15 protein-coding genes are annotated in these 20,716 nt (G+C 43.1%); 6 read left to right on the top strand and 9 right to left on the bottom strand.

Translation table 11 applies throughout. The features are described from left to right. The first annotated feature begins 35 nt into the window (after positions 1–35). Positions 36–1,547 carry a family 43 glycosylhydrolase gene (locus DJ568_RS07875; protein WP_114004723.1) on the top strand — a complete coding sequence of 504 codons (1,512 nt, stop codon included), beginning with the start codon at positions 36–38 and terminating at the stop codon, positions 1,545–1,547. Positions 1,548–1,614: 67 nt separating this feature from the next. Here the strand turns inward: DJ568_RS07875 and sucC are convergent, their stop codons facing one another. Further along, positions 1,615–2,808, bottom strand: coding sequence for an ADP-forming succinate--CoA ligase subunit beta (gene sucC / locus DJ568_RS07870; RefSeq protein ID WP_114004722.1), 1,194 nt, complete (start codon positions 2,806–2,808; stop codon positions 1,615–1,617). 190 nt (positions 2,809–2,998) lie between these two features. Here sucC and DJ568_RS07865 point away from each other — a divergent pair, with 190 nt between their 5' ends. The 4 genes from DJ568_RS07865 to DJ568_RS07850 are packed head-to-tail and all read left to right on the top strand — an operon-like array spanning position 2,999 to position 6,140. Then, on the top strand, positions 2,999–3,652 hold the full coding sequence (locus DJ568_RS07865) for an ABC transporter ATP-binding protein (protein ID WP_114005007.1): 654 nt from the start codon (positions 2,999–3,001) through the stop codon (positions 3,650–3,652). A 7-nt stretch (positions 3,653–3,659) separates the two neighbouring features. Continuing rightward, on the top strand, positions 3,660–3,968 hold the full coding sequence (locus DJ568_RS07860) for a hypothetical protein (RefSeq protein ID WP_114004721.1): 309 nt from the start codon (positions 3,660–3,662) through the stop codon (positions 3,966–3,968). Further along, the gene (locus tag DJ568_RS07855; RefSeq protein WP_114004720.1) at positions 3,955–4,563 is read left to right on the top strand and encodes an HAD family hydrolase; all 609 of its coding nucleotides are present in this window, start codon (positions 3,955–3,957) and stop codon (positions 4,561–4,563) included. The genes DJ568_RS07860 and DJ568_RS07855 overlap by 14 nt, the downstream gene beginning before the upstream one ends. Positions 4,564–4,616: 53 nt before the next feature. Next, positions 4,617–6,140, top strand: coding sequence for a S41 family peptidase (locus tag DJ568_RS07850; RefSeq protein WP_114004719.1), 1,524 nt, complete (start codon positions 4,617–4,619; stop codon positions 6,138–6,140). A gap of 48 nt (positions 6,141–6,188) precedes the next feature. Here DJ568_RS07850 and smc read toward each other — a convergent pair whose 3' ends face one another. The 8 genes from smc to lpdA all read right to left on the bottom strand — a co-directional run bounded on the left by smc (position 6,189) and on the right by lpdA (position 17,232). Next, positions 6,189–9,725: a chromosome segregation protein SMC gene (gene smc, locus DJ568_RS07845; protein WP_114004718.1), complete on the bottom strand. Its 3,537-nt coding sequence runs from the start codon at positions 9,723–9,725 to the stop codon at positions 6,189–6,191. A gap of 306 nt (positions 9,726–10,031) precedes the next feature. Beyond that, on the bottom strand, positions 10,032–10,817 hold the full coding sequence (locus DJ568_RS07840) for a PhzF family phenazine biosynthesis protein (RefSeq protein WP_114004717.1): 786 nt from the start codon (positions 10,815–10,817) through the stop codon (positions 10,032–10,034). A gap of 12 nt (positions 10,818–10,829) precedes the next feature. Then, positions 10,830–12,266 (bottom strand): glycogen-binding domain-containing protein, encoded by a 1,437-nt coding sequence (locus DJ568_RS07835; protein WP_114004716.1) that lies wholly within the window; start codon positions 12,264–12,266, stop codon positions 10,830–10,832. Further along, positions 12,263–13,252 (bottom strand): aspartyl protease family protein, encoded by a 990-nt coding sequence (locus DJ568_RS07830; RefSeq protein WP_114004715.1) that lies wholly within the window; start codon positions 13,250–13,252, stop codon positions 12,263–12,265. Before DJ568_RS07830 ends, DJ568_RS07835 begins: the two co-directional genes overlap by 4 nt. Before the next feature lie 285 nt (positions 13,253–13,537). Then, positions 13,538–14,398 carry a sigma-70 family RNA polymerase sigma factor gene (locus DJ568_RS07825; RefSeq protein WP_114004714.1) on the bottom strand — a complete coding sequence of 287 codons (861 nt, stop codon included), beginning with the start codon at positions 14,396–14,398 and terminating at the stop codon, positions 13,538–13,540. A gap of 112 nt (positions 14,399–14,510) precedes the next feature. Then, positions 14,511–15,347: an MBL fold metallo-hydrolase gene (locus tag DJ568_RS07820; protein WP_114004713.1), complete on the bottom strand. Its 837-nt coding sequence runs from the start codon at positions 15,345–15,347 to the stop codon at positions 14,511–14,513. 48 nt (positions 15,348–15,395) lie between these two features. After that, a complete protein-coding gene (locus DJ568_RS07815; RefSeq protein WP_114004712.1) occupies positions 15,396–15,761 on the bottom strand; it encodes a DMT family transporter in 366 nt (121 codons plus the stop codon). Between the two features lie 82 nt (positions 15,762–15,843). After that, positions 15,844–17,232, bottom strand: a complete 1,389-nt coding sequence (lpdA, locus tag DJ568_RS07810) for a dihydrolipoyl dehydrogenase (protein ID WP_114004711.1) — start codon at positions 17,230–17,232, stop codon at positions 15,844–15,846. Positions 17,233–17,503: 271 nt separating this feature from the next. On the opposite strand from lpdA, the gene DJ568_RS07805 reads away from it, so the two are divergent. Then, positions 17,504–20,635 (top strand): TonB-dependent receptor, encoded by a 3,132-nt coding sequence (locus tag DJ568_RS07805; protein ID WP_114004710.1) that lies wholly within the window; start codon positions 17,504–17,506, stop codon positions 20,633–20,635. Positions 20,636–20,716: the final 81 nt, after the last annotated feature.

Below are 20,716 nucleotides of genomic sequence, written 5' to 3'. Positions count from 1 at the left end.
AATTGTCTGTCTGACATTCTAAATTATAAACCATCATGAAGAACGTTAAAAAATGCTGTATAGCACTCGGATGCTTATTATTCATGCTCCTGTCATGCCGGAAAAGTGAAAGCGCTAAACAGTCGGCAAGCAATTCCAAAGAGATAAATGAGAAACGGTTAGGGGCAACTCCGCCGCCAACAGCTTATTCAGGACAGGTTTCTTCAGCCATCCAATCCGGCAGGGTAATTGATATCGGCGACTCATCGGCAGATGACGGCGCACTTGTTGAACAAATGGATTGGATGAGTTTAAGCAGCCAAAAGTGGACTGCATACAGGGTAACCGGCAATTGGTATAAGATTATTAACCTCGGAAGTGGAAAGGCGCTCACATCGCCCGAGGACAATGCCGGAACGCAATTGATACAAAGCACCTACACCGGCGTTGATGCGCAGTTATGGAAAATAACGTCTGCAAATCCCGGTCAGCTTTATAGCGTTACTAATAAAAACGGATTGGTTGTTTCACTGAATAACCCGGAGGCTGGTAATGGAGCTATTATTACGCAGGAAGTTACGTCGGGCGATGCTTCACAGCAATGGTTCATCCAGCGGTTATTTAATAACCCGGTAATGGGCAGCGGGGCTGATCCGTGGGTAGTGCAGCGAAACGGCTGGTATTACTATACAAAAACTACCGGCGGTGATGTGCAGATATGGAAAACCAAAAGGATGTCGAAGCTGAAAAGTACCTGGAGCAGGGTGGCCTGGACGCCCCCAAAAGGCCAGATGTATTCCAATAACTTATGGGCGCCCGAAATGCATTACCTTGATGGCAAATGGTACATTTATGTAGCCGCTGACAACGGAAACGATGGCAACCACCGAATGTATGTTATCGAAAATCCGTCCGATGATCCTACAATGGGTACATGGACTTTAAAGGGCAAAATTACCGATCCGAGCGACATATGGGCTATTGATGGTACTGTGTTTGAGCACGAGGGCAAGCGTTATTTTATATGGTCGGGCTGGCGTTTTCAAAACGGCTCGCAGTCGGGTATCCAACAACTTTATATAGCCGAAATGTCAAATCCATGGACAATAACCGGCGAAAGACATATGATATCTGAGCCTACTTATGACTGGGAAAAAGTGGGACTGGTTAATGAGGGCCCGGAAATATTGAAGAATGCCGCGGGTGATGTGTTCCTGATATATTCAGCTTCGGGCTGCTGGACGGACGAGTACAAATTAGGCATGATGAAACTCACCGGCACCGATCCCTTGCAACAGGATAGCTGGACGAAAAATTCGACGCCGGTATTCCAGAAGAATATAGCTAACTCGGTGTTTGCTCCGGGACACAATGGTTTCTTTAAATCGCCTGACGGCAAAGAAGACTGGATAATCTATCATGCTAACGCTGCGGCGGGGCAGGGGTGCGGTGGGTCGAGAAGCACCAGGATGCAGCCCTTTAGGTGGAATGAAGACGGAACACCAAATTTTGGAACTCCAAAACCGATTACCGAAGCACAGCCGGCGCCATCTGGCGAGGGCCTGTAATGAAATAAATACGGTCCTAAAGTATAACTTTAGGACCGTATTTATTAAGGTGCAGAATAATAGCAGGCTATTTCGCCAATACTTCTTTCACGCGGTCGGCAGCTTCTTTTAAAAGAATTGCCGAGTATACCTTAAGGCCCGAATTATCAATAAGTTCTTTAGCTTCGGCAGCGTTAGTGCCTTGTAAACGTACTATGATAGGAACAGGTATATTACCAATTTCGTTATAAGCATCTATAACTCCTTGTGCAACACGGTCGCAGCGAACAATACCGCCGAATATGTTTATCAGGATGGCCTTAACGTTAGGATCAGACAAAATAATATTAAATCCGGCTTTAACGGTTTGCGCGTTAGCGGTACCGCCAACGTCAAGGAAGTTAGCAGGTTCGCCGCCGGCCAGTTTAATGATATCCATAGTGGCCATCGCCAAACCGGCGCCGTTAACCATACAACCTACGTTGCCATCAAGTTTAACATAGTTAAGGTTTGATTTGCCGGCTTCAACCTCAGTCGGATCTTCCTCGGTAACATCGCGCAGCGCTGCATAATCCGGGTGACGGTATAAAGCGTTTTCATCAAGGTTTACCTTTGCGTCAACGGCTAAAATTTTATTGTCAGAAGTTTTAAGCACAGGGTTTATTTCAAACATTGACGAATCAGTGGCCATGTAAGCTTTGTAAAGCGCAGTGATAAACTTGGTCATGTCTTTAAACGCATCGCCTGACAGGCCAAGGTTAAACGCTATTTTACGTGCCTGGAAGCCTTGCAGGCCAACCTTAGGGTCAATTTCTTCTTTGAATATCTTTTCGGGAGTGGTTTCAGCTACATGCTCTATATCCATACCACCCTCGGTTGAATACATTATAATATTACGGCCTCTGGCACGATCAAGCAGTACGCTTACATAAAATTCCTTGGTTTCGCTATCACCCGGATAGTATACATCCTCGGCTATCAATACCTTATTTACCTTTTTACCTTCGGGGCCGGTTTGTGGGGTAACTAACTGCATGCCTATTATCTGACCTGCTTTCTCTTTTACCTCATCAATGTTTTTTGCAAGCTTTACACCGCCGCCCTTACCGCGGCCACCTGCATGTATCTGCGCCTTAACAACTACCCAGCTTGAGTTATAATCTTCCTTAAGCTTTTGTGCAGCTGCAACAGCCTGTTCAACAGTGTCGGCAACAATGCCTTCCTGTACACGTACGCCGAAGCTTTTTAATATGGCTTTACCCTGGTATTCGTGAATATTCATGTCTTTTTATAGTATTTGCGGTAAAGCTACATTTTTTTTGGTTTTTAGTTGAGTTGTTAATTAAGTTTATTAGGGTGTTCAGGTAAAAAAGCAATTACCTGGTAACGCGTCCTCCGCAAAATATCAATTACGCTCGTAATCAATCATGGTAACTAGCCAGTTGTTGTTAAAAAATACTAATTTTACCGCCATGCTTAAAGCGGAATCTATCCATAAATCATACGGGCAACTGCACATACTAAAAGGTGTGGATCTTGAAGTAAGCAAGGGTGAGATAGTGACCATTGTAGGCGCATCGGGTGCAGGCAAAAGCTCGCTGCTTAATATACTGGGCACGCTGGATAAACCTGATTCCGGAAGGATTTTTATTAACGAGACGGAAGTAAGCAAACTTAATAACAAAAATCTGAGTGCTTTTCGCAACCATAAAATTGGTTTTATATTTCAGTTTCACCACCTGCTTGTTGAATTTGATGCTCTTGAAAATGTGTGCATACCAGCATTCATCGCGGGCAAGCCAAAGCAACAGGCCGAAAAAAAGGCAAAAGAATTACTTGATTTGTTAGGCCTGGCAGACAGGCTTAAGCATAAGCCCAATCAACTTTCGGGCGGTGAGCAGCAGCGTGTAGCGGTAGCCCGCGCGCTTGTTAACGAGCCGGCACTTATATTTGCCGACGAACCATCCGGCAATCTCGACTCAAGCAATGCACGTGAGCTGCATGAGTTATTTGTTAGACTGCGCGACGAGTTTAATCAAACATTTGTAATAGTTACCCATAATGAAGATCTGGCGGCTTTATCAAATCGTAAAATTTTGATGAAAGATGGCTTGATAGTACAATAGCACTGGTATGGCATTCACTTTAATAACTGCTGCTACAACTGCCGAAGCGCATCGCCTTAAAAGCAGTATGAACCCGGATGAGGTGATTTTGGGTGATTACCTTGATTTACCAGAGTTTATGATAAAATCCGGTAAAATGCTGCGCCTGCCCAATCCTCAATCAGCAAGTTACGCTCATGAGATGCTAACACTTTGCCTTGACCACGATATAAAATCATTACACCCGGTACGCGAGGCCGAGGCGGAGGCGCTGGTGGAAGCGAAGCAATTATTTATAGAATACGGTATAAATATTTCAGTTAATGAGATACAGTGATATAGACGGGCAGAAAACGGCTTTTATTTTTGAACTGGATAATGTTTTGTACCCTGAAAAGGATTACCTGTTCCAGGTATATTACCTGTTTGCAAACATGTTAGAGTATACTGAATTGTGGGATGCAAAAGCTATGGTAAACCTAATGACCAGCACTTATCAGGAAAGCGGAAATGAGGCTGTATTTAACGCATTGCAGGAAAAATTTAATGTCGACGAAAAGTATCGCCTAAATTTTAATGAGATGCTGCTTACTGCTAAACCGCCGCTTAAGCTGTTGCTTTATCAAAACATGCTTAACCTGATGCAGGACATAGTAGTGGACCGGAAGAAAATATTCATCGTTACAAATGGCAATCCGCAACAGCAGCTTAATAAAATCAAACACATTGAATGGAATGGCCTGGAACCATATTTGGTTTGCTATTTTGCCGATGAGATACGGGCCAAACCCGAGCCTGACGCCATTGACCAATTGATTAAAGATCAAAATATTAACCGCAGGGACATAGTAATGATTGGAGATAGTGATATCGACCGGAACTGTGCAGAGGCGGCCGGGATAGATTATGTTAAATCGAAGGATTTTTTATAACTTAAACCTTTATTACGTACATTGCCCTTTAATTAAAATCCTAAATACCTCAGATGAAGAAAAATCTATATGTTTTTGCGTTGTTAGTTGCTGCTGTGGTAAGCGCCTGTAAAAAAAATAACCCTGCGCCCGATGTCGATGATGTTGATAAAGATCAAATACCGGCTACAGGTACAAGGGTCCAAAAAATTAAGGATTCTATTTTTTTGCACGCGAAAGAAAGCTATTTATGGTATGACGCAGTACCTGCCTATGGCAAGTTTAAACCGCGGTCCTTTAATGGTTCTACAGAAATAGCTGCATTGCAGGCAGAAATTGACGCACTATCACAGTACAAAATAAATCCATCCACTGGTAATCCCTTTGAGTATTACAAACTTCAGCCTGGTTTATCAAAATATTCATTCATAGATGACGGTGCAACCTCAGGTGAACTTGGTGGTGAAGGAAAAGATTACGGAATGGAACCAAGGTACGCTGATAATCAGAATGTTTATGTAAAGTATGTATATGCGGGCTCGCCTGCGGATAATGCCGGCATTAAACGTGGCGATAAGATTATTAAGTTGAACGGCCACACCGAGTGGGACGACGATGTGGAAGCTAATGTTACTGCACTTATAGATGCTTTCTATTATCGAAATACAATGGAAATTACCTGGCAGCGATCTGACGGTACAATACATGAGGCAAAACTTGTTGAAAGCGCATATCCAATAAATCCGGTGTTGACTTACAAAGTGATTAATACCGGTGAAAAAAAAGTAGGATATATAGTATTTAACAGCTTTACCGAGAAAGATAGAAATGCCAAACCAAAGTTAGATCAGGCTTTTGATCATTTCATAAGCAAAGGAGTTACCGACCTCGTTGTAGATTTACGATATAATGGCGGTGGTTACAGCAATACGTCCGACTACTTAGCTAACCTGATAGTGCCTCCGGCAAAAGATGGCGCATTAATGACTACTGACATATTTAACGCAAATCTCCAAGCCGGTAAATTTCCATTATTGAATGAGCGTGCGTTTAATAATGAGGTGCCTCTTGATGCGTTTAAGCCTGAATATAACCGTGTTTATTTTGATAAGCAGAAAACACTTAGTCCCCAAAAGGTGGTGTTTATTGTTACAGGTGGTACGGCCTCGGCGAGTGAGTCGGTAATTAATAATCTGTTGCCACACATGGACGTGAAAATTGTTGGGGAACGTACGTACGGTAAGCCTGTAGGATTTTGGCGCATCAATTTGGATAAATATCACCTGTACCTGGTACAGGTTGCAGGACAAAATTCATTAGGAAAGAGTGAATTTTATGAAGGAATGCTTCCGGGATCACCTGAATTCCCCGGGAGATTGACCTTTGAGGATGTCACTAAAGATTTCGGCGACATCAGCGAGACTTCACTTGCCGCAGCTTTAACCTACATAAATACGGGGAGTTTCCCGGCGCCGGCAACAGATTCGAAAAGGATGGCGGGCAAACGCATGCAGTCTATCGCAGAATTTCGTGAACTTGGTTTGAAGGTAGATAAGCATCGCCGCTTCAGGGGAACTATTTTTAATGTGCCTAAATAGCTATATAATTTTGCGGATAAGCGCTGGCTGATGAGGCGGTTAATACGACTAATCAGCCAGTTCACGCAAATCAACCGCGACAACTCTTGATATACCCTGTTCAACCATAGTTACGCCGTAAATTACATCGGTGCTGGCAATGGTGCGTTTGTTGTGCGATACAATGATGAACTGCGAATCTTTAGAGAAGGTACGGATGATATTATTAAACTTGTCGATATTGGTGTCGTCCAGCGGCGCGTCTACTTCATCAAAAATACAGAAGGGGGCGGGTTTAAGCAGGTAAAGCGAGAATAATATTGCGGTAGCCGTAAGCGTTTTTTCGCCGCCCGACAATTGATTTATAGATAGTGGACGTTTGCCTTTGGGGCGCGCAATAATATCTATGTCTGATTCAAGCGGTTTCTGCGGATCGGTAAGTATCAGGTCGCAAGAGTCTTCTTCATTAAACAACGACCGGAACACTTTAATAAAGTTTTCACGCACCTGTGTAAATGCCGACATAAACTTATCGCGTGCCGTATCGTCAATTTCCTGTATAGTAGCCAGCAACGATGCCTTCGCATCCGAGAGGTCGCGCTTTTGAGACTGGATAAATTCGTAGCGTTCATTCATCTCATTATAAGCCTCAACAGCCATCGGGTTAATAGCGCCAAAATCGTCAAGCTGCTTTTTTAGTTTTTCGGTTTTTTCGCGTAAGGCAGCTTCATCTTCGTCTTGAGGACCTTCGGCCGACAGCAGATCCTCTATATACACGTTAAACTCTACCGACAGCCGTTCTTTCATCGCGTTTAACTCAATTTTCAAATTGTTACGCTCGTCTTTTAACTCGTTTTCAATTACTTCGGCATTGTCCTTTTTACGTCTGAGGGTAGATATTTCGTTTTCACCTTCAGCAATTTTACCGCGCCAGGTGTAATATTCCTGTTCAGCTTCCTGGGTAGATTTCTCTAATAATTCCTTCTGCTCATACATGGCCAACAGGTCGTCATCGCTGTGGCCGGTTTGCTGCAAATTTTCATGTATGGCAACTTTTACCTTTTCAAGCTCTGCCGTGTTTTGGCTTATTCGCGTTTCGAGATTCTCTTGCTGCGACTCGCGGTATTCCAGGTCCTTTACCAATCCCGAAACCTTATTTTGCTGCTGGTGAAAGCGAATGTTTTCCTGGTTATACGCATTAGAGCGCACCGTAACAAGCTCGGTTAGTTCGGTAAATTCAGCTTGCTTTTCAACCAGCAATTCACCCTGTTCCAGCTTTTGAAGTTTAAGTTCAGCCAATTCCGGCTGTAATGCCAGCTTTTCTTCAGTTATAGTAGTTATTTTTTTGGCAATGTCTTCTTTTCGGTTCAGGCTGTTTTCAATAAATGTTTGATATTGTTCCTGCCGCGTCTTAATAGTTATAAGTTCAGTGTTCAGCTGATTTAGTTCCCGTTCCTGCCGTTTTATTTCATTCGCTTTGCCGGCCACTTTTAGTGATGCTACCGTATTTAGCAGTACATCCAATTGTGCACGCGATGCGGTTACCCTTGTGTCAAGCGCTTTAATCTCCTTCTGCAGAATATCTAGATTTTTGGCTCTTCCAATACGTTTACCCTCAAATAATCCAACTGATCCGCCGGCCATAGTATGTTTTGACTTATTGAACTTGCCGCTTTTAGCCAGCAAAACTATATCTGCCGGCAATTCGCTATCATTCAATTCTTTTTCATCAGTAATTATATAAACGTTATTTAACAAGTGATTACACAATGGCTGATAACGCTTATCCACTTCTATTACTGATAAGGCGGGTATACGGCCGCTATCTGCGTAGGCTATCCCCGGCGAAGCTTTACTATCATAATGGTTCAATATAAAAAACTGCGCCCTGCCACCCGACGCGTTACTTAACAAACTAATGCCTTTAATGGCTTCGCTGTAGCTGTCAACAACGTAGTAGTTCATTAACGGCTCCAGGTAGTTTTCAATCGCAACGCGGTATTCTTCACGGCAAAACAACACGTCACTAAACAAGGGTGCGTTTTTTGCCCAGTCGGTGTTTTTTTTTAGCATGCGTATAGATTCCGGAAACCCTTCCAGGTTGTCTACCATGCTTTTAGTCAGGTTGTACTCATTTTGCCGGGCATCCAGCTTACGCGCGTCAATCGTTAGCGACTCTCTTAATTCAATTATATTTTTTTCTGCCGTGGCTATTTGCTGCTGTAATTTAGTTTCAAATTCAACAGTAAGGCGGTATTCATTCTCTAACGCGTCCACCTTGGTTTGCAGGCCGGCAACAGCTTCGTTAAAGTGTGTCAGTTCGTTTTCTTTATTACTGGCATCTTCCATGTTACGCAGGCTTTCCTGTTCAAGCGCCTGCTGCTGTATGTCCATTATCTCAAGATCCTTCTCGGCCTTGTATACCTGGTTTTGTAAACGGTTATTGATGCTGGTTAGCTCGTTTAACGCATTGCGGGCATTGGTCTGCTGGTCGCGTAAGTCGTCAACTACCTGCTTCATTTCGGTAACACGGTTTTGCAAACCCAGCAAATTCTCATCCTCCTGCGCTTTTTCTTCGGCCAGGCGCTTCACATTGTACAATACATGGTTAAGCTGGTTGCGGTCGCGCTCCAACTCCTCATTCAACCGCGACTCTTTATCTTGCTGAAATTTTAGCTGTTCGTTCTTTATTTTCTTTTCGCTTTCGTAAGCGCGTATTTTGGTTACATACTCATTAGTAGCCTTCTGCTGTATCGACAGATTCTTTTCGCGGGTTACGCTATCCAGCTTTTGCTGCTGAATAACCGCTTCCAGCTTATCAATCTGGCTAACTATACCTGATTTTTCTTCACGATGTTTTTGCTCCTGTTCTTCAATTTTTGCTAACGACTCACTAAATGACGCAATGCGAAACGAAGCCAGCGCAACACTAAGTGTTTTGTACTGTTCACGAAGTTTATAGTAACGTTCGGTTTTCTTGGCCTGGTTTTCGAGTGTCTTCAGGTTTTTTTCTATTTCGTAAAGTAAATCCTGCACGCGTTCCAGGTCAGCCTCGGTATCTTTTAGCTTATTAAAGGTTTGCTTTTTGCGCAGTTTGTATTTTGATATCCCCGATGCTTCCTCAAACAGGTTGCGCCGCGAACCTTCTTTATTGGTAATGATCTCATCTATCATTTTTAATTCAATGATAGAGTAGGAGTCGGCGCCAATACCGGTGTCAAGAAAAAGGTCCGTAATGTCTTTTAAACGACATTGCACATCATTCAGGCGGTACTCACTGTCGCCGGTGCGGTATAGTTTTCGAGTTATGGTTACCTGGGTAAATTCGGTAGGGAGGACGTTCCTGGTGTTGTCGAACGTTAGCGACACCTCGGCAAGATTAGCGGCTTTACGGGTTTTAGTGCCGTTAAAAATGATGTTCTCCATCTTTTCAGACCGTAAAGCACGAGTGCTCTGCTCGCCCAATACCCAGCGGATAGAATCGACGACGTTAGACTTGCCGCAGCCGTTAGGACCCACTATGCCGGTAACGCCATCATCAAAGTTGATGGTGATCTTATCGCCAAAGCTTTTAAAACCCTTAATCTCTAACCGTGTAAGCTGCATTCTTTTATCCCCCGCAGGAGGAAATGTTAAGTTGTTATCTAAAGGTGAAATATACTAATTTAAGGCGGAAAGGTAAAAGACGAAGCAGGAAAGGCGCAAGCTTAGTATTAAGCGAGTTCAATTAGTAGATAATGTAATTTAAAAGAAAAGTGGAATTTATAAGCGATACGTGAGGGGATACTGGGTGGCTTGTATGATAAGGAGATAAGAACGAACGCAATTCTCCCTCTGTTCTAAAGATATTGGTGTAAGTAAATAGCAGTATTTAGCTCGTAAGCATATAAACTCTCATCTAAATTCTTCGCATCAAACAAATATCTCACCCTTCAAAAATGTAACCGCCTTACCCGCCATTAAAACCCTGTCGCCTTGCAACTCGCACCATAATTCACCTTTACGCGCTGATAATTGATAGGCGTGGAGTTTTGTTTTACCAAGCTTATCTGCCCAGTATGGTATCAGATTACAATGTGCCGAACCCGTCACCGGGTCCTCGTTTATACCTGCTGATGGTGCGAAAAAGCGTGAAACGAAATCGGCTGATGTACCCGGCGCGGTAACAATTACACCAAGCGTATTCACCTTAGCCAACAAAGAAAAATCGGGCTGTATATCCAGAATGTCCTGCTCGTTTTCGTAAACCAGGAAGTAATCACGCGATTTTAAAACCGCCACAGGCTCTTTGCCGCCCAGTGCGTCAAGTAAATGTTCAGGCATTTCAGCTGGGGCAACCAATCTTGAAGGAAAGTCCATGCTATACTTGTCACCATCTCTTTTAACCGTGAGGGTGCCTGCTTTTACGGTTTCAAAATATATAGTGTCACCAGTAAAACCAAGTTCAGTAAACAGTATATGTGCACTGGCCAGCGTGGCGTGCCCGCACAAGTCAATCTCGTACTCGGGTGTAAACCAGCGTAATTTATAGCCGGTATCGGTTTTTACAAAAAAGGCGGTTTCGGCCAGGTTGTTCTCAGTGGCTATCTTTTGCATTAAATCGTCTGGCAGCCATTCGTTTAAAGGGCATACAGCTGCGGGGTTGCCGCCAAATAATTTATCGGTAAAGGCATCAGCCTGGTAAACAGGAATTTTCATTGCGTAAGTATATTAATTATTACCGTCAACCCAAATAATTGAATTGCCTGTATTGTGCTCATTAGGTTCCCAAAGCTTGTTGCCGGGGTCGAGCATCCAGTTGCCGTCAACTATGTATTTGTAGAGCACCTTGCCTTCGGGCAGTTTCATGCTCATAACCCATTCATCACCCTTGCGGCCCATAATGTATTGGTCTTCATTCCAGTTATTAAAGGTGCCGGTCACGCGTACGGTACGGGCGTTGTTGTATCCCCTCAACCTGAATGTGTGGTTTGGTTTAACGGCAACAAAAGAATTAGTTTCGCCACCTTCAACCTGGTAACAGGTGTTGGCAGGGTCGGTAATCCACTTGCCATCAACAATAAATTTGTATCCATAATTACCCGGGGTTAGTATAAGTGGAGATACCCAGGTGTCATTTACACGTTTAAGATATAAATTATCAGGTTTCCAATTATTGAAGCTGCCTGCAACGCAAACTTTACGGGCATCGTCATAACCGTTTAGCTGAAAAGTAGCTATTTCGCCCAGCTTTATCACTGAATTGGTATTGCCTTTATCATCTTTTATTTTGGTAGGATTTGCCGGATCGGCTACCCAACGGCCATCTACATTAAAGCGGTATAGTACCATACCGTCATGCAGGTACAGGCTGGCTTGCCAGTAGTCGCTTTTTTTGGTTAATGGTATTTCACCGGCGTTCCATTTGTTAAAGCTGCCTGCAACGGTAACGCGGCTGGCCGACGTTTCACCCTGTAATTTAAAAGTATAATTGTAACGATAGTAAATAGAGTTAAAGCCACTATGGCCATCGTGTTCGCTTAAAGCATTGTTAGTGTCATGTATCCAATGCCCGTTGATGATAAATTTATAAGCATATATGCCCGGGCGCAGCTTAATATCACTTATCCAACCGCTATCCGTTTTGGTCATCATGCCTTTTGACGTGGTCCAGCTGTTAAAACTGCCTGATAACTGTACCTTACGGGCTTTAGCATTGCCCGGCAAAAAAAAGCGGGTAACGCCGGTAGGCAATTCCCATACAGTTACCCGCGAAAACTTATTTACCCCATATGCTACATTTGCCGGGTAACCGGGCCGTCCCTCGGTTTGCTTTACACTCATGGTGATCAGGTACGGCTTAGCAGGCACCCGGTCGGTATTTACTGTTATAGGCTTGGTAAACTGCAACACATATTTCTGCTTAGCCTTAAGTTTCCAGCCGGCGTTATATAATGATGAAAAATTTCCCTTTAACACCTGTGTATTGTTTGATCCCTGTACGCCCGCCCGCGTGAGCACGTTAAAAAGATTTGGCTTTGAGGATCGGAGGTCAATAAGCAACACCAATTCATCTTTCGCTGCTATAAGGTTACTCTGCTGGGCATACGCAACAATGCCGCATAAAAGCAGCAGCATTGCAATAATGATATGCCTGGTCAGTTTCATAATTTATAAGTATACATTTCAAATTCCTTTTTCACAAAATTTACTGTGAAAATTCCCCGCATAAAAAAATCGTAACCCAATATACCGTCTACCGAATGGCCGTAAGCTTTGCCCATATTGTCAAGGTTGGTAAGCATAACCCGGTTTTTCATAAAAACGCGATCGCCTACTAACAGATTATCAAAACGGGCGTATATAATTTGCAACGAAGGATTATTACCTACACCGGTTAACTTTGACGTGCTGAGTATCTCCATTTTCTCAGCAAGTTTTTTTGACTTACGGTAGTCCATAAGGTTTATTTCCGCGCCGGTATCAAACGCAAACCACATATCGTGTGTGCTGTTAATATTGCCTTTTAAAAAAATAACATCATTCATCAATTTAAATGATGTTTTCAAATAAGGATCATGGTACACCTGTTCAGCAGCAGGGATAGCTCCGGTTTCGTCGAGCTTATGGATGTATAATACGTTTTGAAAAATATCAACAGTTATAGCAAATTTTGAGAACATCCGGGTGCCCAGCAAACCGAATATCTTGATGTTCCGGCCGTTTTCAATAGCTGAAAGATCAGTAACATCGGCCCGTAAGCGCCTGTATGACAGGTCGAGTATCGAGAAACCCGTCACCTCGGTTTTAAAGGTGTTGGCTACCTCGCCGTTGATTCCGCCCGATTGATGGTCAGATATACGCGGCATATCCCTGAAATAAGTAGCATTGAGCACCAGGTGGGGCGCGCCGGTATCCAATACAAAGTTGCCCGTAAGGCTGTCAATCTTTGCCTCCACAATAAGCAGGTTACCCGCTCTTTTAATAGGTACCACCAGCGTTTTAAAGTCACCATAGGTTTCCGGGTCGGGGTCTGGCTCATAGTATAACACATCAATTTCCGCGCCGCCTACCTTAACTTTATGAGCATTGGCTTGCAAGCAACTGGCCATAGCCAGTAAAAAGCTGATAAAATATGTGCAAGCCTTATGCATTGTTAAGTTGAATACCAATAAGACGGTGTTGATGGTGTTAATGTTACACAATGTAAGAAAATACCTGATAAAGATTTCAGGAATTTATGTACTAGTAGTTTAAGGTACTCAACATACTTAAAGTTGTTTTTACAAACATCTTAATCAGGTAATATAGTCTACTCATTATTTGATAAGCTACAAAAAGCTAATGTGGTAATGACGTGAAGAATGTCAGCGCCGACTATGAACACGGAATGGTACCAAACAAAAAAGCCTTCCCAAATTTGGAAAGGCTTTTCATGGCTAACCTAAATATGATTTCAGAATTTTACTTCTTGAAGTATGCCGCAATCTCTGCAGCGCCTTATCCTTTATCTGCCTTACCCGTTCACGTGTAAGATTGAATTTCTCACCTATTTCCTCTAAGGATAACGGGTGATTAGTGCCTAAGCCGAAGAACAATACAATGATTTCGCGCTCACGCTCTGTTAAAGTAGATAGTGAACGTTTTATTTCTTCAGATAACGACTCATTTATAAGTATTGAGTCGGTGTTAGGTTCGTGGTTTTCCAGTACGTCTAGTAAGGTGTTTTCTTCACCTTGTACAAACGGCGCATCCATTGATACATGACGGCCTGAATTACTTAATGTATCTGATATTTTGTCGACGGTAGTCTCTAATATATCAGCAAGTTCTTCCGGCGACGGCTCGCGCTCATATTCCTGCTCGAGTTTTGAGAAAGCTTTGCTGATTTTACTTAAAGACCCTACCTGGTTCAGCGGCAAACGTACAATACGTGATTGCTCAGCAATTGCCTGAAGTATCGACTGACGGATCCACCATACAGCGTACGAAATAAATTTAAAACCTTTGGTTTCATCAAAACGCTTTGCAGCCTTTATCAAACCCAGGTTACCTTCGTTTATTAAGTCGCCCAGGGTTAAGCCCTGATTTTGATATTGTTTAGCTACCGATACAACGAAACGCAGGTTTGTTTTAGTTAAGCGTTCCAAAGCGGCCTGGTCGCCTTCCCTTATTTTTTGTGCAAGTATTACTTCTTCTTCGGCTGTGATCAGGTCAACCTTACCAATTTCGTGGAGATACTTGTCAAGCGACTGCGACTCCCGGTTGGTAATGGATTGTGTTATCTTGAGTTGTCTCATTTATTTTATAAACCTCGATATTATTTCAGATTTGAACGTGCAAAGGTACAAATTTGTTCTCAAAAATGAGGTAGCACCTTGATATTTACACAAAAATTATATAATAAGTAAGTTATATATCTTGTAAGCTAAAAATTTCGTTTACGCGTATCCCTTTTTCGGTTTTTTGCAAGGTACAGCACTCGTTAACAGCATCGTGCTCAAAGTACAAAATATAATCATTTTCCAGGGCTTCAGCTAATATCTTTTTTTTCTCTTCCATAGTTTTAAGCGGGAACATGTCATATCCCATTACATAGGGAATAGGCAAATGTCCAACTGATGGCAGTAAGTCTGCCATGTACAACACTTTACGCCCTTTGTAGTCTATCAGTGGCAGCATTTGCGCATCCGTGTGTCCGTATACAAACGTTACGTCAATACCCGGCGCAAATTTTGCACCATCATCATTATCGATAAACCTTAAGTGCCCGCTTTCCTGCAAAGGCACAAAGTTTTCTTTCAAAAACGAGGCCTTTTCCCGGTCGTTAGGCGTATATGCCCAATCCCAATGCTGGCGATTGCTCCAATACACGGCATTTTTAAACGCCGGCAGCAGCACATTACCCTGGCGTGCTACAGCGCCGCCCACATGATCAAAGTGGAGATGCGTTAAAAATACATCGGTAATGTCATCACGGTGAAAGCCTTTGACTAAAAGTGATTCATCCATTGACGGGCCATGCAGATGATAATGACTGAAAAACTTTTCGTCCTGTTTATTTCCCGTACCGGTATCAATCAATATCAGGCGGTTGCCATCCTCTATAAGTAGGCATCGTAAGGCCCATGTACACAGGTTTTTATCGTCGGCCGGGTTTGTTTTTTGCCAAATTGATTTAGGCACTACGCCAAACATGGCACCCCCGTCGAGTTTAAAAAAGCCCGTGTTGATAGTATGTAAATTCATAGTAAGTACAAGCAAATATACTATTCAGAGGCCTTAACCAATAACAGGCTAATTTATTACAGTAGTAGTTTCCGGTTTGCCCGGGTCGTCTTTGGCATCAGTAGTTACTAACTTCAATCCAACTATAGATAGTATAAGGGTGCCGATAAAAAAAAGCCTCCAAAAATTTGCGTCTTCTTCAAAATAGTATATTCCCACAAGCACGGTGCCCACAGCTCCGATACCTGACCAAATAGCATAAGCTGTACCCAGCGGTATTTTAGCTGTAGCTTTAGTTAATAATATGAAGCTGATAATAACACAAGCAACAAATGATGCCGCCCACTTCCAATTTGAAAAACCCTCAGATAATTTTAGCGATGTTGTAAAACCTACTTCAAAAATACCGGCAATAATTAATAAGATCCAATGCATAAAAATTGTATTAAATGGTAAAAAAAATAGCCTTGCTAAGTGAAGGCTATTAAAAAAACTCTATTTAATACAAATAGTTTGCTTATATGTGTATCACCTCGCCATAAGCTGCAGCAGCGGCTTCCATAATAGCCTCGCTGATGGTTGGATGGGGGTGTACTGATTTAATCAGCTCGTGCCCTGTAGCCTCCAGTTTGCGTGCTACCACAATTTCGGCTATCATTTCGGTAACGTTATAACCTATCATGTGGGCGCCTAGTATCTCACCGTATTTGGCATCAAATACCAGTTTTACAAATCCGTCTTTAGCACCTGCGGCACTTGCTTTGCCCGACGCCGAGAAAGGGAACTTACCAACTTTGATTTCGTAACCAGCGTCTTTGGCTGCTTTTTCGGTGTAACCTACTGAAGCTACTTCAGGTGTGCAATAAGTACAGCCCGGTATATTATTATAATTAAGCGGCTCAGGGTGATGGCCTGCAATCTTTTCAACACATATAATACCTTCTGCTGATGCCACATGTGCTAAAGCCTGTCCTTTAACAATATCGCCAATAGCATAAACGCCTTCAACATTTGTTTTGTAAAAGTCGTCAACCAGTACTTTGCCTTTATCGGTTTTTACACCTGCTTCTTCCAAACCTATACCTTCAAGGTTTGTGGCAATACCTACGGCAGACAATACTATTTCAGCTTCAACAACCTGGTTGCCTTTTTCGGTTTTAATGTTCACCTTGCAGAGATCGCCTGATGCATCAACAGACTCAACGGTCGAGTTCAGCATAATATCGATACCTTGTTTTTTAAGGCTGCGTTCCAACTGCTTTGATACCTCTTCATCTTCCAGAGGCACAACAACTGGTAAAAATTCTACTACCGTTACCTTGGTACCCAGGGCGTTATAAAAATAGGCGAACTCAATGCCAATAGCGCCCGAACCAACCACAACCATTGACTTTGGCTGTGTTGGCAATGACATTGCCTGGCGATATCCTATTATCTTTTTGCCATCCTGTTTAAGGCTTGGTAACTCGCGCGAGCGGCCCCCTGTAGCTAATATAATGTGTTTGGCTGTGTATGTATTGGTTTTGCCGTCGGCATCTTTAACTTCAACGCTGCCTTTGCCTTTCAGCTTACCAAAACCCATAATAACGTCAATCTTGTTTTTCTTCATCAAAAACTGAACGCCCTTGCTCATGCCATCTGCTACGCTACGACTACGTTTTACCACTGCTGCAAAGTCGGCTTCGCCGCCGTCCACTTTGATACCGTAATCGCCGGCGTGTTGTAAGTATTCAAACACCTGCGCGCTTTTAAGCAGAGCCTTGGTTGGTATACAACCCCAGTTAAGGCATATGCCACCCAACGCTTCTTTTTCAACAATGGCTACCTTTAAGCCTAATTGCGAAGCGCGTATAGCCGCTACATAACCACCCGGGCCCGATCCTATAATAATTACATCGTAATTCATATCTTATTGATGATTTTTTGATAATGTGTGCCAAAGCTAAGTAAATACGCTGAAATGGTAAAATAGATTAGGTGCTTGCTTAAGTAATTACATTAGGTGTTATATAGTTTTAATTAAGTTAAGCAGCGTTTAATGTGCCAATTAGTATTACTTTTACGGTAGCCTTAATTAACGCCGCAATGCTTATTACCTGTGGTAAATGTTTTAATTTTCCAGGCATCACTTTAATTTAATACAGGGTTAGCTGGGGGTTGCAGCTAGCATCAGCTTTATGAAGAACAGGCTACTTTTTATACTCAGTTTCTTTTTTGCAATTAACGCTACAGCACAGGTAACAACTAGCTCATTAACCGGGACCATCAGTGACGACAGCGGGGGGGCTTTGGCCGGGGCAACCATCAAAGCAAAGCACCAGCCAAGCGGCACAATTTACAGTAGCGCCGCAAACGCAGCAGGTAGATATACTATACCTAACATGCGCGTGGGCGGGCCTTATATTATTGAAGTTTCTTTTATTGGTTACGCACCCTTGGTAGTAACAGATATTAGTATAAAGTTAGGTGAACTGTACCCGCTTGACGCCAGGCTAGTGCAAAACAATGTAAACCTGAACCAGATTAATATTACGGGCCGCAAGGATATAATTATGAACAGCAGGCATACCGGCCCCTCAACCAGTATCAGCCGTGCGCAACTGGAAGGTTTGCCCACACTGTCGCGTTCTTTGCAAGACTTTACCCGCTTAACGCCGCAGGCTAACGGAAGCTCATTTATGGGGGCGAGTAACAGGTTTAATAATATCACCGTTGATGGTGCTGTAAATAACGATGTGTTCGGCCTTTCGCAAACCGGTACCCCCGGCGGTCTTGCCGGCACGCAGCCTATTTCGCTGGACGCCATACAAGAGATACAGGTAGTACTTGCCCCTTACGATGTGTCATACGGAAATTTTACCGGCGGTGGCGTTAACGCCATAACACGCTCTGGTAACAATGAGGTACATGGCTCGGCTTATTTTTTTGGAAAAAGCCAGCGGCTTGTTGGTGCCGGTACGCTAACTAATAGCCGTTATCCAAATTTTACTGATAACCAATTTGGTTTTAGGGTAGGTGGGCCCGTTGTTAAAAACAAGCTCTTTTTTTTCATTAACGGTGAGCTCGGTCGCAGGGATGCGCCAGTGGCGTACAATGCCGGAGAAGCAGGGGCAGCCTTGTCTGAAGAAATCGCAAGGGAAATAACAGATTTTACGCTAAAAAAATATGGCTATGATGCGGGTGGTTACGGTGGGGTTAACTTACAGCGGCAAAATAATAAGGTTTTTATCAAACTGGATTGGAATATCACAGAAAAGCACCAGCTGGCTTTGCGTCATAATTATGTATCTGCCTTTGATGAGGTGTTAAATCGCTCGGGTGCATATTTTTCTTTTGGTAATAACATGTACACAATCCGTAATAACCAAAATGTAACGGTGGCCGAATTACGTAGCAATTTTTCAGATGTTTTTTCCAATAACCTCATCATTGGCTACTCAGTTATACGGGACAGGCGGCAAACAGCCGGCGAACTTTTTCCGCAAATAGAAATAAAAAACCTTAACGGCGTGTCGTCAAATAGCGTGTTCTTAGGTTCAGACAGGAGTTCGGTTGCTAATGTGGTGAACCAGGATATTTTTGAACTAACCAATAACTTTAAATATTTTACCGGTAAGCACACGTTTACCATTGGTACACATAATGAGTTTTTCCGGTTTGATAATGTATTCGTGAATAACCTGAACGGTCGTTGGGACTTTGCCAGCCTGGCTGATTATTGTGCTGATAAGCCTGAACGCGCCAGGGCAACTTATTCTTTAACCAACGTTGCTACGCCCTCGGCCAGGTTTAACGCGGTGCAATTAGGTTTCTACGTACAAGATGAGTTTGACGCCTTCCAAGGCTTCAGGCTTACGTTGGGCTTACGTGCAGATGTGCCGCTGATAAGTGATAAGCCAGCATTTAACAGCAGGGTTACGGGTTCGTTTCCCGGTGTCCGTACGGACAGGTTGCCGGGCGGTGATGTTTTATGGTCGCCGCGTGTAGGTTTCAATTATAATATCACGGGCGACAGGGCCGTACAACTACGCGGCGGAGCAGGTGTTTTTACAGGCCGTGTGCCGTTTGTATGGATGGCAAACCAATTTATTAACAACGGCATGGTGTTAGGAACAGTAGATGTAAGAAACAACATTAATGGCGGAAACGGTTTGGAGACCGATATCAACAAGCAAAAAAATGTGGGAGGCGCTGTACCGACTACGGAAATAAACGCGGTTGACAATAACTTCAGGATGCCCCAGGTAGCACGCTTTAACCTGGCCGCAGATTTCAAATTACCGTACGGCATTATCGGTACTATAGAGGGTATATATTCAAAAACTATCAACAACGTAAGTTACCGCGATATAAATCTTAAACCATCCGCCGCAAGCATTGACCAAACCTACAGTAATGGCGCCGACACCCGCCCGTTATATAACATATCAAATAAAAACAAAATTGATTCATCGTACACAAATGTTATTTATCTGGAAAACACTAATCGCGGATATACTTATAGTGTTACGGCGCAATTGCAAAAAACGTTTGATTCAGGTTTAAATGCCGTCATTGCTTACACCTATGGCCGTTCAGAAGACATCAACTCCGGTATAAGCAGTACAGCACTTTCTAATTGGGAATATGTGCAAAACGTAAACGGCCCTAACAATTTGCCGTTAGCTACCTCTTTTTACGAAGTACGCCATCGCATAATGGCAAGCGGCGGATATAAAATCAGCTATGGCCGCAGTAAACAATTTGCCACAGGTATAGCCCTGTTTTACGCAGGTTTTTCAGGTACACCATACACCTATTTATATAATGGTGATTTAAATGGCGACGGACGGTTTAACAATGATTTGTTATTTGTGCCCGCAAACTCCAGTCAGATAAACCTGCAGGACATAGTCAATTCAAAAACGGGAGCTATCATTGCAACTGCACAACAGCAATGGGCCAGCCTTGAAAAATTTATTGCTGAAGACCCTTATCTTAGTAAAAACAAAGGGCGATATGCAGGTCGTAATGAAGCCACTACACCGTGGGAGCACCATGTAGATATACGTATTACACAAGATATCGGTGCACTGGTTAAAGGCAAAAAGAATGCTCTCCAACTTACGCTGGATGTGTTCAACGTGGGTAATCTGCTGAACAAAAACTGGGGCAGATCTTATTTTACCGCCAGTCAGGCTGTTTCGCTAATTTCGGTAACGTCAAGCAAAGGGTTCAATTATAGTCGCACCAATTCTAAAGGGTATGATATTGCTGATCTTGCTTCCAGGTGGCAGGGGCAGTTAGGCATAAGGTATATATTTAACTAGTAGCTCAAGGTGGGTGCGTGTCACTAAAGTTATAACATTCGCAACCTACATTCACTGGTTTTTCGCTAGTTTGTAAGTTAG

This window comes from Mucilaginibacter hurinus, assembly GCF_003324525.1.
GTDB classification, from domain to species: domain Bacteria; phylum Bacteroidota; class Bacteroidia; order Sphingobacteriales; family Sphingobacteriaceae; genus Mucilaginibacter; species Mucilaginibacter hurinus.
The sequence above is the reverse complement of the archived record's forward strand: the minus strand, read 5'-3'. Positions and strand labels throughout refer to the sequence as shown.

Bases quoted from the DNA above. Each gene is read 5' to 3' on its own strand.
- DJ568_RS07875 (WP_114004723.1), top strand. From the start codon at position 36: ATGAAGAACGTTAAAAAATGCTGTATAGCACTCGGATGCTTATTATTC.
- sucC (WP_114004722.1), bottom strand. From the start codon at position 2,808: ATGAATATTCACGAATACCAGGGTAAAGCCATATTAAAAAGCTTCGGC.
- DJ568_RS07865 (WP_114005007.1), top strand. From the start codon at position 2,999: ATGCTTAAAGCGGAATCTATCCATAAATCATACGGGCAACTGCACATA.
- DJ568_RS07860 (WP_114004721.1), top strand. From the start codon at position 3,660: ATGGCATTCACTTTAATAACTGCTGCTACAACTGCCGAAGCGCATCGC.
- DJ568_RS07855 (WP_114004720.1), top strand. From the start codon at position 3,955: ATGAGATACAGTGATATAGACGGGCAGAAAACGGCTTTTATTTTTGAA.
- DJ568_RS07850 (WP_114004719.1), top strand. From the start codon at position 4,617: ATGAAGAAAAATCTATATGTTTTTGCGTTGTTAGTTGCTGCTGTGGTA.
- smc (WP_114004718.1), bottom strand. From the start codon at position 9,725: ATGCAGCTTACACGGTTAGAGATTAAGGGTTTTAAAAGCTTTGGCGAT.
- DJ568_RS07840 (WP_114004717.1), bottom strand. From the start codon at position 10,817: ATGAAAATTCCTGTTTACCAGGCTGATGCCTTTACCGATAAATTATTT.
- DJ568_RS07835 (WP_114004716.1), bottom strand. From the start codon at position 12,266: ATGAAACTGACCAGGCATATCATTATTGCAATGCTGCTGCTTTTATGC.
- DJ568_RS07830 (WP_114004715.1), bottom strand. From the start codon at position 13,252: ATGCATAAGGCTTGCACATATTTTATCAGCTTTTTACTGGCTATGGCC.
- DJ568_RS07825 (WP_114004714.1), bottom strand. From the start codon at position 14,398: ATGAGACAACTCAAGATAACACAATCCATTACCAACCGGGAGTCGCAG.
- DJ568_RS07820 (WP_114004713.1), bottom strand. From the start codon at position 15,347: ATGAATTTACATACTATCAACACGGGCTTTTTTAAACTCGACGGGGGT.
- DJ568_RS07815 (WP_114004712.1), bottom strand. From the start codon at position 15,761: ATGCATTGGATCTTATTAATTATTGCCGGTATTTTTGAAGTAGGTTTT.
- lpdA (WP_114004711.1), bottom strand. From the start codon at position 17,232: ATGAATTACGATGTAATTATTATAGGATCGGGCCCGGGTGGTTATGTA.
- DJ568_RS07805 (WP_114004710.1), top strand. From the start codon at position 17,504: ATGAAGAACAGGCTACTTTTTATACTCAGTTTCTTTTTTGCAATTAAC.